This is a genomic window from Pseudomonas sp. ADAK2 TE3594 (assembly GCF_053628675.1).
Genome location: NZ_JBRJGV010000001.1, coordinates 381186 through 395557 on the forward strand (window position 1 = coordinate 381186; position 14372 = coordinate 395557).

The window sequence follows — 14372 nt, forward strand, 5'->3', positions numbered from 1 at the left end:
AACAAAACCAAACTCGTCTGTACGAGTTGTTGCAATAACTCGTACAGACGAGTACTTTTCGCTTCGGCGTGCTGCCAATAACAAAAAACTACAGCGGAAGAATAAGCATGAGCCACGACTATCCGAATATCGTCACTGAGCTGCTGCACAGCCTCGGTGGCAGCGATAACCTCGAGCAGGCCGCGCATTGCGTCACACGCTTGCGCCTGGCCCTCAAGGACCCGAGCCTGGTTAACAGCGCCACGCTGAACCAGATCGATCTGGTTAAAGGTTCGTTCTATACCGGCGGCCTGTTCCAGGTAGTCATCGGCCCCGGCGAAGTGGAAAAGGTCTACGCCGAGCTGCGTCGACAAACCGGTCTTGCCGTTTCAACCATCGCCGACGTTAAACAGAAAAGCGCCGACAAGATCCACCCGATGCAGCGATTGGTGCGGGTGTTTTCCGACGTGTTCATGCCGATCCTTCCGGCGCTGATCATTGCCGGCCTGCTGATGGGCATCAACAACCTGATTGGCGCCAAGGGCATGTTCATCGAGGGCAAGACCCTGCTGGACGCCTACCCCAAGCTTGACGGGCTCTGGAGCCTGATCAACCTGATGGCCAATACCTCGTTCGTGTTTCTCCCGGCGCTGGTGGGCTGGTCGGCGGCCAAGCGCTTTGGCGGCAGCGAAATCCTTGGCATCGTGCTCGGCCTGATGCTGGTGCACCCGGATCTGCTCAACGCCTGGAACTACGGCAAAGCGGTGGCTGGGCTTGAGGGGCAGAGCCTGCCGTACTTCGACATCCTCGGTATGTTTCAGATCGAGAAGGTTGGGTACCAGGGGCAAATCCTGCCGATCCTGATGGCGGCCTATGTGATGAGCGTCATCGAAAAGTGGCTGCGGGCGCGGGTGCCTAACGCCGTGCAATTGCTGGTGGTGCCGATCACCACCATCGTCGTCACCGGCGTGCTGGCGCTGGCAGTGATTGGCCCGGTGACTCGTCATCTGGGGATTCTCATTACTGAAGGTGTGGTGACCCTGTTCGACCTGGCGCCCATGGTCGGCGGCGCGATTTTCGGCCTGCTCTACGCACCGCTGGTGATCACCGGCATGCACCACATGTTTCTCGCGGTCGATCTGCAATTGATCTCCACCCAAGGTGGCACTTTCATCTGGCCGATGATCGTCATGTCCAACCTCGCCCAGGGCAGCGCCGCACTGGCGGTGTTCTACATGACCCGCAGTGTGCGCGATAAAAGCATGGCCTCGACCTCGGCGATTTCCGCTTACTTCGGCATCACCGAACCGGCCATGTTCGGGGTCAACCTGCGCTACAAGTTTCCGTTCTATGCGGCCCTGATCGGCTCGGCCCTGGGCTGCATCTTCCTGTCGCTGAACAAGGTCCAGGCCTCGGCGATCGGCGTCGGCGGGTTGCCCGGTTTCATCTCGATCATTCCGCAGTTCATTCCGATGTTCGTGGTCGGGATGGTGATTGCCATGGTCGTGCCGTTTGTTCTGACCTGCGGGTTGAGCATGAGGATTGTTCGGCCTGGGTATCGGGTTGCCTGACAGATCGCATTCGCGGGCAAGCCTCGCTCCTACAGGGGGGCGCATTCCAATGTAGGAGCGAGGCTTGCCCGCGAAGAGGCCCCCAAGGCCAGTACAAAACTTACTGAAGGAGTCCCGCCATGCAAGACTGGCAACGTTCGGTGATCTACCAGATCTACCCGAAGAGTTTTCACAGCCACGCCGGCAACCCCACGGGGGATTTGCTCGGCGTCGTGGCCAAGCTCGACTACCTGCACTGGCTGGGTGTCGATTGCCTGTGGATCACGCCGTTCCTGCGTTCGCCCCAGCGCGACAACGGTTACGACATCAGCGATTATTACGCCATCGACCCAAGCTACGGGACGATGGCCGACTGCGAGTTGCTGATCGCCGAGGCCGGCAAGCGCGGGATCAAATTGATGCTCGACATCGTGGTCAACCACACCTCGATCGAACACACCTGGTTTCAGCAGGCCCGCAGCAGCCTCGACAACCCTTACCGCGATTTCTACATCTGGCGCGACCAGCCGAACAACTGGGAATCCAAGTTCGGCGGTTCGGCCTGGGAATACGAAGCCCAGACCGGTCAGTATTACCTGCACTTGTTCGACCATACGCAGGCCGACCTGAATTGGGACAACCCCCAGGTGCGCGCCGAAGTGTTCAAGATGATGCGTTTCTGGCGCGACAAAGGCGTGGGCGGTTTCCGGCTGGACGTGATCAACTTGATATCCAAACCGGCGGACTTTCCGGAGGACAACAGCGACGGTCGGCGCTTCTACACCGACGGCCCGAACGTTCACGAATACCTGCAGCAAATGCACCGTGAAGTGTTCGAAGGCCATGACCTGATCAACGTCGGCGAGATGTCGTCCACCAGCCTGGAACACTGCATTCGCTACTCGCGGCCGGAGTCGAAAGAGCTGTCGATGACCTTCAACTTTCATCACCTGAAAGTTGATTACCCGAACCTGCAAAAGTGGGTTCGTGCCGATTTCGATTTCCTCGCACTCAAGCGCATCCTCTCCGACTGGCAGACCGGCATGCAGGCTGGCGGCGGCTGGAACGCGTTGTTCTGGTGTAACCACGACCAGCCGCGTGTGGTCTCGCGTTTTGGTCACGACGGAGAGCATCGGGTAGTGTCGGCGAAGATGCTCGGCACGGCGCTGCATTTCCTGCAGGGCACGCCGTTCGTGTATCAAGGTGAAGAACTGGGCATGACCAATCCGGGCTTCGATCACATCGATCAGTACCGTGATGTCGAAACCCTGAACATCTTCCGGCTCAAGCGCGAGGCAGGTAGCAGCGACGCCGACAACATGGCGGCGATCATGCAGAAGTCCCGGGATAACGGCCGCACGCCGATGCACTGGAACGCCGAGTCGAACGCTGGTTTCAGCGCGGTCGAACCCTGGATCGGCGTGCCGGCCAACGCGGCGCAAATCAACGTCGCCCACCAACTCGACGACCCGGATTCGGTGCTGCATCACTATCGACAGTTGATTGCGCTGCGTCGCAGTGAAACGTTGATGTCCGACGGCGTGTACCGGCAGTTAATGCCTGAGCACACACAAATCTGGGCTTACGTGCGTGAAGGCCATGGCGAGCGTTTGCTGGTGCTGAACAACTTCTATGGCACGCCGTGCGAAGTCGAGCTGCCGCCAGAAGTGATCAGCGAATCGATGATGCAATCTCTGGTGATCAGCAACTACCCGGACTGCCCGCCGCGCAATCGGCAGGTGTTTCTACGGCCCTATGAGTCGTTCGTTCTGCGCCTGACTGACCACTAAAAAACACTAATTCAAAAAACACGCAGAACGCTGCGCGGGGGAGTTTTGCGCGCCGATTCTGCTGCATCACACAATAAAAATAATGAGGTGGTTCTTGAAAACAACAATAAATCGCAGCCTTGCCGTCGCGAGCGTGTGCCTGGCGTTACCGTTGTCGGCCCAGGCGCTGGAGTTCGCCGGCTACTTGCGTAGCGGTGTCGGCACCTCGGTCAACAGTAGCTCGCAGTCATGTTTTCAATTGCCGGGTGCACAGTCGAAATACCGCTTGGGCAACGAATGCGAACAGTATGCGGAGCTGGAGTTGCGGCAGGATCTGTTCACACTGGACGACGGCTCGGTGCTCAGTGTCGACGGCATGGCCTCGCTGTATAACCAGTACGACCGCAGCCTGACGTTCAACGGTGACAACGGCTCGGTGCGCATGCCGCAGCTGTATGCGCAATGGTCGAACATGCCCAGCCTCAACGGCGGTTCACTGTGGGCCGGTCGGCGTTACTACAAACGGAACGATATCCATATTTCCGACTTCTACTACTGGAACCAGAGCGCCACTGGTGGCGGTATCGAAGATGTACTGATTGGTGATCTGAAGTACAGCTACGCCTTCTCGCGCAAGGACAACCTGTACCAGAAGGACTACATCAACCGTCACGATTTCAACGTCGCCGGCTTCGATACCAACCCTGGCGGTGAGCTGGAATTCGGCCTGAGTTACATCGACAAACCAGGCAGCCGCGACGCTCACCACGGTTGGGCGATTACCACCCAGCATGTGCAGAAAGGCTTTCTGGGTGGCAAGAATAAACTGGCCTTTCAGTACGGCGAAGGCCCCGGCACCGGGTTGGGTTATACCGGTAACGTGAAGCTGGACGACAGCAGTAAAAGCTATCGCGTGGTGGAGTTCTTCGACTGGCAAGTGACGCCGCGTTTCGGCGGACAGGTCGAAGCGGTCTACCAGAAAGACATTCGCCCGGACGGCGCCGACCAGAACTGGATCTCCCTTGGAATTCGCCCGGCGTATGCGATCACCGAGCAGTTCAAACTGGTGACCGAACTGGGCCACGATCAGGTTGAAGCCACGGGCGGGACGCGCAAACTGAGCAAGTTCACCTTCGCCCCGACGTGGTCGCCCAAGGGCCCGGATTTCTGGGCGCGCCCCGAGGTGCGTCTGTATTACACCTATGCCAGCTGGAACGAGGCGGCCAAGCGGGCGGCCAATGAACTGGCGGCGGGTTCGGCGTTGTCCGACACCGGCGCCTTCGGCACGGCGCGACACGGTTCGAACGTCGGATTGCAGGTCGAGTATTGGTGGAAATAATCGCCGCATGACCCCGTAGGAGCTGCCGAAGGCTGCGATCTTTTCTCTTGGGCTCACTTGAATCTCAAGCGGAAGATCAAAAGATCGCAGCCTTCGGCAGCTCCTACCAGGTACCGCGAGATCACAAGCGTCTTTTAAAGAACAAAACAGCAGGTGACGTCATGGCCACACCCCAACAATTGCAACTGCTGGCACCCTTGTCCGGCGTGCTGATGCCGCTGGACCAGGTGCCCGATCAGGTGTTTTCCAGTCGCGTGATCGGCGATGGTCTGTGTATCGATCCGACTTCGCAAACCTTGTGTGCACCGCTGGCCGGTGTGATCAGCAATGTGCAGGTCAGTGGGCATGCCGTCAGCATCACCGATGACAATGGCGTGCAGGTGCTGATGCACATCGGCCTCGATACCGTGAACCTGGCTGGAAAGGGTTTCACCCGATTGGTGGAGGAAGGTCAGCGGGTTGAGGTGGGGCAGGCACTGATCGAGTTCGATGCCGATTACATTGCCTTGCACGCACGCAGTTTGTTGACCTTGATGCTGGTGGTCAGCGGTGAGCCGTTCACCTGGCTGGCGCCCGAAACGGGTGTGGTGGAAAGTGGCCAGCCGCTGCTGAGTCTGAATCCATCCGAAGGGGCGGCCGATGAGGGGATGGCGCAGGAGGGCGAAGCGCTGTTTTCCAAACCTGTGACGCTGCCCAACACCAACGGTTTGCATGCTCGCCCCGCGGCAGTGTTTGCCCAGGCGGCGAAAGGTTTTTCTGCGAGCATTTGCCTGCATCGACAGCAGGACAGCGCGAACGCCAAATCCCTGGTGGCGATCATGGCGTTGCAGACCGCCCATGGGGACGCCCTGCAGGTCAGCGCGGCGGGCGCGGATGCCGAAGTGGCAATCAAGACGCTGGCCGAGTTGTTGGCCGCCGGTTGTGGAGAGGCCGTGACGGTGATGGCAGAGGTTGAGACAGTTGCCGCTGAGGCCTCATCGCTAACGGCGCTGCGCGGCGTCTGTGCATCGCCGGGGGCGGCGTTTGGCCAGGTGGTGCAGATTGCCGAGCAGACTCTCGAGGTCAGTGAATCAGGCGTCAGTCCTCAGGTTGAGCGTGAGCACCTGTCCCGAGCGCTGGCTAAGGCGGTTCTGGCCTTGCAGCAGTTGCGTGACAACGCCACGGGTGACGCTCAGGCAGACATCTTCAAGGCACATCAGGAACTGCTCGAAGACCCAAGCCTGCTGGATCAGGCACTGGCACTGATCGATGCAGGCAAAAGCGCCGGTTTCGCCTGGCGTGCGGCCACCGAGTCGACGGCCACTTTATTCAAAAGCCTGGGTAACGCCTTGCTGGCCGAACGGGCCGCGGATTTGGCCGACGTCGGTCAACGGGTGCTCAAGCTGATTCTCGGCGTAGAGGAGCATGTGCTGGAATTGCCGGAAGAGGCGATTCTGATTGCCGAGCAACTGACGCCCTCCCAAACGGCAGGCCTGGATACGCGCAAGGTGCTGGGGTTCGCCACGGTCGGCGGTGGCGCCACCAGCCACGTGGCGATTCTCGCGCGGGCCTTCGGTTTGCCGGCGATCTGCGGCTTGCCGGTTCAGATCCTGACACTGATCAATGGCACCCGGGTGTTGCTCGATGCCGACAAAGGCGAGTTGCAACTGGACCCTGATCTGGCCGCCATCGAGCAGTTGCAGGCCAATCGTCAGCTGCAAAAGCAACGCCAGCAATACGAGTTGGCGAACGCAGGGCTGGCCGCCTGTACCCGCGATGGGCATCACTTTGAAATCACCGCCAATATCGCTTCGCTGGCCGAAGCCGAACAGGCCATGGCGCTGGGCGGCGAGGGCGTCGGTCTGTTGCGTTCGGAGTTTCTTTATCTGGATCGCAACCATGCGCCGAGCCACGACGAACAGGCCTCCACCTACAGCGCCATCGCTCGTGCGTTGGGGCCAGCGCGCAATCTGGTGGTGCGGACCCTGGATGTCGGCGGTGACAAACCGTTGGCCTACGTGCCGATGGACCGCGAAACCAACCCGTTTTTGGGCATGCGCGGCATTCGTTTGTGTCTGGAGCGTCCGCAACTGTTGCGCGATCAGTTCAAGGCGATCCTGAGCAGCGCCGGGCTGGCTCGCCTGCACATCATGCTGCCAATGGTCACGCAATTGTCGGAACTGCGGCTGGCTCGCCAACTGCTTGAAGAAGAGGCGCTGGCACTGGGCCTGAATGAACTGCCGAAACTGGGGATCATGATTGAAGTACCGGCAGCGGCGCTGATGGCTGATCTGTTTGCGCCCGAAGTGGATTTCTTCTCCATCGGCACCAACGACCTGACCCAGTACACCCTGGCCATGGATCGCGATCACCCACGGCTGGCCAGTCAGGCCGACAGTTTTCATCCGTCGGTGCTGCGCCTGATCGCCACCACCGTGAAAGCCGCCCATGCCCATGGCAAATGGGTCGGGGTGTGCGGCGCCCTGGCTTCGGAAAACCTGGCGGTGCCGTTGTTGCTGGGACTTGGCGTGGATGAACTGTCGGTGAGCGTGCCGTTGATTCCGGCGATCAAAGCGGCGGTTCGCGAAGTGGATCTGCTGGACTGCCAAGCCATCGCCCAGCAAGTCCTGGGGCTGGAAAGTGCCGAGCAGGTACGCGAGGCATTGCGGCGGCACCACGAGGCGACGGTCGATACTTCACTGGTTCTGGAGAACTGAGCATGTTCGAGAAAATGCAGCGGGCGTTCTGGAAAGCGTTGACCCCGGACCTGGTGGTGGACGAGCCGAAAATGGAGACTCAGCCGGTTGGCGGTTTGGCCGCAAATATCGTCGCCGCGCTTGGCGGAGTGGATAACCTCAAGTCGCAACAGCCGGTGGCGTTGACCCGGGTGCGGGTGGAATTGCGGAATGTGGCGCGGATGGATCGACAGGCTTTGGCGACGGCGGGGGTGCCGGGGGTGATGATGCTGGAGGATGGAGTGGTTCATCTGATCGCCGGTCTTCAGCCATAACCGGACCTTTGTGGCGAGGGGGCTTCCCTGTGGCGAGGGAGCTTGCTCCCGCTGGGCTGCTGAGCGGACAATCCTGATTGTCGCCAACTCTACACGGTGATCGTTCCCACGCTCCGCGTAGGAATGCCTCAAGGGACGCTCCGCGTTCCAGCCACACCGCCGCTGTCGAGCCAGACACCGATGTGACGCAGAGCGTCACGGGCTGCATTCCCACGCAGAGCGTGGGAACGATCATTCAGCAACGTTAGTCCGAGGGCCGACCCCGCAACCGTCGTCCAATCACATCCAGCACATCACAGCCATCGCGCAATGGAATGGCGCAGAGCAAGGCAAAGTCACTGAGAATGAAGGATTCGCACTCGACTGAACCGCGCATCGACATGTTCTCAAGCACCTGAGTGACGGCACGAATTCGGTAGTTGGCGGCGTCATACAAAACATCGATCGGCGCGTGGGTATCGACGAACAGGGTGGGCATGTCGGTGCAGTTGCTGGTGAGCGCCATGAAGCGGTTGTCGGGGTGGGGAATTGGATTTTCGTAGGGTGGATCGGGGTGAAGACTTTTCATTTTTAAACCTCTGGTAGAAGTGGAGCTACCATCGGCCTTCCTACAGGCTTGGGTGGCAGCTATACGCGGGGTAGGAATATCGAGACCAGAGAACTCGACCACACCGAAGCGTGCCCGCGCACAGCCGCCGCAACTGATCTTACGGACACACGTTGATGGCCGCAATTCAGGTGTCGACGCCGAAGCGTCCTCTCTAGTCTTGAAGGGTTCCTACACCCCACCACTGAATTTTCAGTGACCACCAGAGACTATCGATTGAAAACATTCCACACCAGTTCATGGAAACCGCCGCAGGTTGAAGGAAACTTCCGATGACCTTGCCCAGAAATTTCGTAACCTGTAAGACCGCCTTCGCGGGCAAGCCTCGCTCCTACAGATCACCACCGTCCTGTAGGAGCGAGGCTTGCCCGCGATTGAGCGCGAAGCGGTCATAAAATCTATCTGCCTCAGAGATAGCAGGCCTTACTGTCGAGTTCTTGTTCGATGCGGGCGACGTGCTCCATCAACGCACCGAACGATAGGAGGCGGGGTTAAAAATCGGTTCGAGCATGAGCAATCCCTCGCGCAGAAAATTGGGCGCGGGGACTTTGCGGGGGAACGATCAGGAAAGAAGTCGGGAAAGGTGGAAATGGATGTAGGGCGATTCGCTGATTGGCGGCGACTAAGTCACGTTCAGCGAAGCGGCCGTAAACCCTGCAATCGCATTGCATTTGATACATCGCACTGGATGGTTTTACGACTGCTTCGCAGCCGAACGGGGGCAAGCCCCCTCGCCACAGGGTTCCATGTCATTCAATTAGCTGAGGTTGAACACACCAGGTGCATTGCCAGCCGTGCTTTGACTGTGACCATCCGCCGCTCTGCCCTTACTGTTTCTCAACCGCAGGTGTATCGTATTCGCCTTTTGCAGGCCCCGTGCCTGGCTGATACGTGAGGTAGTTGAGTTCATGTCCTTTACCCGTCGACAAATACTCGGTGGCTTGGCCGGTCTTGTGGTGGTTGGCGTGGGGGCCGGTGGCGCGTCGCGTTACTGGCTGGGCAAAATGGCCGACGCTGACGCCGGCCACGACTATGAGCTGATCGCCGCACCGCTGGACGTCGAGCTGGTAGCCGGGCACAAGACCCCGGCCTGGGCATTCGGCCCGTCGGCGCCGGGCACTGAGTTGCGCGTGCGTCAGGGCGAATGGCTGCGGGTGCGCTTCATCAATCACCTGCCGGTGGCGACCACTATTCACTGGCACGGCATCCGTCTGCCGCTGGAGATGGACGGCGTGCCGTATGTCTCGCAATTGCCGGTGTTGCCGGGGGAGTACTTCGACTACAAATTCCGCGTGCCCGACGCCGGCAGCTACTGGTATCACCCGCACGTGAACAGCAGCGAAGAGCTCGGTCGTGGATTGGTCGGCCCGCTGATTATCGAAGAGCGCGAGCCCACCGGTTTCAAATACGAAAAAACCTTGAGCCTCAAGAGCTGGCACGTCGATGAAGAGGGCGCTTTTGTAGCGTTCAGCATTCCTCGCGAAGCGGCCCGTGGTGGCACGGCGGGGGGCTTGTCGACCATCAACGGCGTCTCACAAGCGGTGATCGACTTGCCCGCCGGGCAGATCACTCGCGTGCGGTTGCTCAACCTCGACAATACGCTGACATACCGCCTCAACATCCCCGGCGTCGAAGCGCAGATCTACGCGCTGGACGGCAATCCGATTGAACCGCGCCCACTGGGCAAGGAATACTGGTTGGGGCCTGGCATGCGCATTTGTCTGGCGATCAAGGCACCACCGGCCGGTGAGGAACTGTCTCTGCGCAATGGCCCGGTACGCCTGGGCACCTTTCGCTCAGTGGCCAATACCGATGCGCCGACCGCGTGGCCGCCGGCGCTGCCCGCCAACCCGGTGGCCGAACCGGACCTGGCCAATGCCGAGAAACTCAACTTCAATTTTGAATGGGTAGGCTCGGTATCGGTGAATGTCGACAATGGCAAGCCGCCAAGCCTGTGGCAGATCAACGGCAAGGCTTGGGACATCACCGACAAGACCTGTGCCGACCGACCGATTGCCAAGCTCGAGAAGGGCAAAAGCTATATTTTCGAATTGAAAAACATGACTCAGTATCAGCACCCGATCCACCTGCACGGCATGAGCTTCAAAGTCATTGCCTCGAACCGGCACAAGGTTATCCCGTACTTCACCGACACCTACCTGTTGGGCAAGAACGAGCGCGCGCAAGTGGCGCTGGTGGCGGATAACCCTGGGGTCTGGATGTTTCACTGCCATGTGATCGATCATATGGAAACCGGCCTGATGGCCGCCATCGAGGTGGCGTGATGCGTCAGATACGCCCCGCAGCGATTATCGACCGCAGCCGTGATCGTGATTTCATGCGCGAAGCCCTGGCCCTGGCCGCTCAAGGCGCGGCGCTGGGTGAAGTGCCGGTGGGCGCGGTGCTGGTGCAGGACGGTGAAATCATCGGGCGCGGGTTTAATTGCCCGATCAGCGGCAACGACCCCAGTGCACACGCCGAGATGGTCGCGATCCGCGCCGCAGCCCAGGCCGCCAGCAACTATCGTCTGCCGGGCAGTACGCTTTATGTGACGCTAGAGCCGTGCAGCATGTGCGCCGGGCTGATCGTGCACTCGCGAATTGCGCGGGTGGTGTATGGCGCGCTGGAACCCAAGGCCGGGATTGTGCAGAGCCAGGGGCAGTTCTTTGCCCAAGGCTTTTTGAATCACCGGGTGTTGTATGAGGGCGGGGTGTTGGCGGAGGAATGCGGCGCGGTGTTGAGCGAATTCTTCAAGGCCCGAAGAGCCAAGCCAGCAGACTAAACACCGAATTACTGTGGGAGCGAGCCTGCTCGCGATAGCGGACTAACATCCAACATCTTCGTTGGCTGAAAGGCCCTCATCGCGAGCAAGCCCGCTCCCACAGGGGGATCTCCATGGGTAGGGAGATCGGTGTTTTACTTGCGGGCGACGATCACCGCGCGCATCGGCGCCGGCAGCCCTTCGATGGTTTTGCTGTGATCCTGCGGATCAAGGAAATCGCTCAACGACTGATACTTCATCCATTCCGTCCCGCGTTGTTCCTCGACCGTGGTCACGCTCACATCCACGCAACGCACATCGCTGAAGCCTGCGCGGCGCAGCCACAGTTCCAGCGCCGGTACCGATGGCAGGAACCACACGTTACGCATCTGCGCATAACGGTCTTCCGGCACCAGCACCTGCTGTTGATCGCCTTCAATCACCAGCGTCTCCAGCACCAGTTCACCGCCCTTGACCAGGCAATCCTTCAGCGCCAGCAAATGCTCGATCGGTGAGCGGCGGTGATAGAACACGCCCATGGAAAACACTGTGTCGAAGCCTTCCAGATTGGGAGGAAGATCCTCAAAGGGGAACGGCAAGTGCCAGGCATTGGGCTCGGACAGGTAACGCTGCACGGCCTGGAATTGGCAGAAGAACAGCCAGTTGGGGTCGACGCCAATCACGCTGTCGGCCCCGGCACCGAGCATGCGCCACATGTAATAACCGTTGCCGCAACCGACATCGAGGATGCGTTTGCCTTTCAGGTCCAGGTGCGGAGCTACCCGGGACCACTTCCAGTCCGAGCGCCATTCAGTGTCGACATGCACACCGAACAGGTCGAACGGACCTTTGCGCCACGGAGACAAACCCATCAGCGCGGTGCGCATTTGCGCACGGGTTTGGTTGTCGCAATCAGTGTCCAGTTTCAAGCCATTCAACAAATCGACTTCGCTAGGCTGAATCTTCGGCAACGCATCCAGCGCGCTCTGCCAGCGTTCCAGGTCGCCGTGACCTTTTTCCATTTTCTTGTCGAGTTGCGCTTGCAGGGTGTTGGCCCATTCGGCCAGCGGAGTACCGGCCAGACGGCGGGCGAGGGGGGACAGATCAATCATGGCAAGGCAATCAACGAGGCAAAGTTAAGACACTGGAACCACGGCACGACTTTCGAGAACCCGGCGGCCAGCAGGCGTTCGCGGTGTTCTTCGAGGCTGTCGGGCTTCATGACATTTTCGATGGCGCTGCGTTTCTGGGCGATTTCCAGTTCGCTGTAGCCGTTGGCGCGTTTGAAGGCCACGTGCAGGTCGGTGAGCAGCGCGTGTTCTTCGGGGTCGTTGAAGCGCAGCTTCTCCGAGAGGATCAGCGCGCCACCGGGCACCAACGATCGGTGAATGCGCGAGAGCAACGCGGTGCGCTGGTCCGGGGCGATGAATTGCAGCGTGAAGTTCAGCGCCACCACCGAGGCTGGCTGGAACTCGAGGGCAAGGATATCGCCTTCGATCACTTCCACCGGCAGCAACTCCTGGAACATTGAGTCCTGGCCATTGAGGTACTCGCGGCAACGCTCGACCATGGCCGCGGAGTTATCCACAGCGATCACCCGGCAGCCGTCGGTGCGCACGTGACGGCGCAAGGCCTGGGTCACCGCGCCGAGGGACGAGCCCAGGTCGTACAGCACGCTGTTGGGCTGGGCGAACTGAGCGGCGAGCACGCCGAGGTTTTCCACGATGGTCGGATAACCCGGCACCGAGCGCTTGATCATGTCCGGGAACACCCGCACCACGTCCTCGTTAAAGGCGAAGTCAGGCACCTGGGCCAAAGGCTGGGCGAAAAGGCGATCGGATTCTTTGCTCACGGCGGTTCCGGCGGTGTCGGTGGAAAAGGCCGGCATTTTAGCCAAATTGACGGGGGGATGCTTGGGTTGTCTGATAAAGCGTGAGAGATGCTCGGCGAGATCTTCTGTCTAGCTAAGGTAAGGAGCAAAACGTAGAAAGGATATGCTAAATAATGAATGAATGGCCAAGCCAGAAAATTGATGCTTGGCCATTCATGATTTGAAGTGCTATTACATTGGCCGCATCAATACGATAAATGTAGCTGTACCATCGATTTTAAGCTCTTCGTTTTTGTTATTCACACCTTTAAAATTTAATCCGATTTTATAGTGCAATTTGCTTTCGCTGTTTTCGATTGTCTCTACGGTGAATGTCCCGCTCTTAGGTTTATATGCGAAAGATGTGATAAAGCCTGCGACGGTTCCCGTTTCAAAGTAGTACGCGTCAAGAAAGGGAAAGTCTGAATCTGTAACAGAATACGCACCAGGTTTAATGTTTTTATCGAATTGCAGTAAAAAGCCTTTTTTATTTGCTTCTGAGATGTCTTCGGCATTAGCACGAGTGATAAAGCCGATCAACGTACCGCCATCGGTTCCGAATTCGGTGTTTTGGGTATAAAAAGGCACACGCTCCGAAATAGTAGCTTTAACTTCAGAGCTGACGGTGATGACCGGCTCTGCAATGGCCTGCGCCTCCTGCAGACCCGGAACAGAACGCTTATTAAAAATATTCATAAATTGCCTTCCTTGCGTTAAATGGATGGTTGCATATAACCATTCAAATAATAAGTTCGCAGAAGTAAGCATGGATACTGTCATATTTGACAGTTTTTTATGACATTTGGCTATGTTCGTGGTGTTTTTTATGTTTATGGCGAAGCGATTAACTGTCCAGAATCGGATTTTAATCGATGGGTATTTTTTTCGAAAACGCCGATGCCGCAATCCCCCATTGCCCCAACCAGTAGCTGAGAATGATTATGTATGGCGCGGCGGTGAATGGTGATACGAAGCGGTTGATGCCGATTACGCTGTCGGAGAACACAAAGGCCACCGCGCCTGCCGCCGCCAGTAGCGCTGATCGCTTGGGCACACCGGTGCCGAGTCGAGCGAGTGCGCGCCAGAGCATGGCGCTGATCGCAGTACCGTAGACAATCACCGGCACCAGCAGCGGCCCGAGTCCGTTGGAAATCAGAATCCCCAGCAGTACTGCGCCAACACCGAGGGCGAGAACCAGAGGTAACAACGCCAGACGCCGGCAATCGCTGAGATAAGCCTTGAGATATGCCAGGTGTGCAACCAAAAACGCCCCAAGCCCAAACACGAACAAATCTTGCGGCCACGCCAGCAACACGTCGCCGACCAGAGAGAAAATCAAACCCAGGCTGATCCAGCGCCGATAGTCACTGGGCGGTGCATCGTGCAACCAACCGAGCAGGGCCAGCACCGGCAACGGTTTGACCAGCAAGCACAGCAACGCGGCATGCACGCTGAGGCCATAAAGAAAGGTCACCGCGCCCATCAGCGCCAGAATCAGCCAGCCCACG

General features: G+C 58.7%; 12 protein-coding genes. 7 read left to right on the plus strand and 5 right to left on the minus strand.

Translation table 11 applies throughout. The features are described 5' to 3' along the window. Window positions 1-107 precede the first annotated feature (107 nt). The 5 genes from treP to AB7M22_RS01735 all read left to right on the plus strand — a co-directional run bounded on the left by treP (window position 108) and on the right by AB7M22_RS01735 (window position 7626). The gene (treP, locus tag AB7M22_RS01715; RefSeq protein ID WP_454185021.1) at window positions 108-1550 is read left to right on the plus strand and encodes a PTS system trehalose-specific EIIBC component; all 1443 of its coding nucleotides are present in this window, start codon (window positions 108-110) and stop codon (window positions 1548-1550) included. Window positions 1551-1669: 119 nt separating this feature from the next. Then, entirely contained in the window at window positions 1670-3319 is a 1650-nt protein-coding gene (gene treC, locus AB7M22_RS01720) for an alpha,alpha-phosphotrehalase (RefSeq protein ID WP_454185022.1), read from the plus strand. Window positions 3320-3413: 94 nt separating this feature from the next. Further along, on the plus strand, window positions 3414-4637 hold the full coding sequence (locus AB7M22_RS01725) for a carbohydrate porin (RefSeq protein WP_454185023.1): 1224 nt from the start codon (window positions 3414-3416) through the stop codon (window positions 4635-4637). 161 nt (window positions 4638-4798) lie between these two features. After that, window positions 4799-7333: a phosphoenolpyruvate--protein phosphotransferase gene (gene ptsP / locus AB7M22_RS01730; RefSeq protein ID WP_454185024.1), complete on the plus strand. Its 2535-nt coding sequence runs from the start codon at window positions 4799-4801 to the stop codon at window positions 7331-7333. Between the two features lie 2 nt (window positions 7334-7335). Beyond that, complete coding sequence (locus tag AB7M22_RS01735; protein ID WP_454185025.1) at window positions 7336-7626, plus strand: PTS transporter subunit EIIB; 291 nt, start codon at window positions 7336-7338, stop codon at window positions 7624-7626. 244 nt (window positions 7627-7870) lie between these two features. Here AB7M22_RS01735 and AB7M22_RS01740 read toward each other — a convergent pair whose 3' ends face one another. Beyond that, complete coding sequence (locus tag AB7M22_RS01740; RefSeq protein ID WP_454185026.1) at window positions 7871-8194, minus strand: hypothetical protein; 324 nt, start codon at window positions 8192-8194, stop codon at window positions 7871-7873. 947 nt (window positions 8195-9141) lie between these two features. On the opposite strand from AB7M22_RS01740, the gene AB7M22_RS01745 reads away from it, so the two are divergent. Both AB7M22_RS01745 and tadA read left to right on the plus strand, forming a co-directional pair. Beyond that, window positions 9142-10518, plus strand: coding sequence for a multicopper oxidase family protein (locus AB7M22_RS01745; RefSeq protein ID WP_008014673.1), 1377 nt, complete (start codon window positions 9142-9144; stop codon window positions 10516-10518). Beyond that, window positions 10518-11015, plus strand: coding sequence for a tRNA adenosine(34) deaminase TadA (gene tadA, locus AB7M22_RS01750; RefSeq protein ID WP_454185027.1), 498 nt, complete (start codon window positions 10518-10520; stop codon window positions 11013-11015). The genes AB7M22_RS01745 and tadA overlap by 1 nt, the downstream gene beginning before the upstream one ends. 134 nt (window positions 11016-11149) lie before the next feature. Here the strand turns inward: tadA and cmoB are convergent, their stop codons facing one another. The 4 genes from cmoB to AB7M22_RS01770 all read right to left on the minus strand — a co-directional run bounded on the left by cmoB (window position 11150) and on the right by AB7M22_RS01770 (window position 14371). Then, window positions 11150-12106 (minus strand): tRNA 5-methoxyuridine(34)/uridine 5-oxyacetic acid(34) synthase CmoB, encoded by a 957-nt coding sequence (gene cmoB, locus AB7M22_RS01755; protein ID WP_454185028.1) that lies wholly within the window; start codon window positions 12104-12106, stop codon window positions 11150-11152. Continuing rightward, window positions 12103-12882 carry a carboxy-S-adenosyl-L-methionine synthase CmoA gene (gene cmoA, locus AB7M22_RS01760; RefSeq protein WP_454185029.1) on the minus strand — a complete coding sequence of 260 codons (780 nt, stop codon included), beginning with the start codon at window positions 12880-12882 and terminating at the stop codon, window positions 12103-12105. The genes cmoB and cmoA overlap by 4 nt, the downstream gene beginning before the upstream one ends. A gap of 174 nt (window positions 12883-13056) precedes the next feature. Next, window positions 13057-13560, minus strand: a complete 504-nt coding sequence (locus tag AB7M22_RS01765; RefSeq protein WP_454185030.1) for a hypothetical protein — start codon at window positions 13558-13560, stop codon at window positions 13057-13059. Between the two features lie 169 nt (window positions 13561-13729). Continuing rightward, a complete protein-coding gene (locus tag AB7M22_RS01770; RefSeq protein WP_454185031.1) occupies window positions 13730-14371 on the minus strand; it encodes a lysoplasmalogenase in 642 nt (213 codons plus the stop codon). Between the last annotated feature and the right edge of the window lies 1 nt (window position 14372).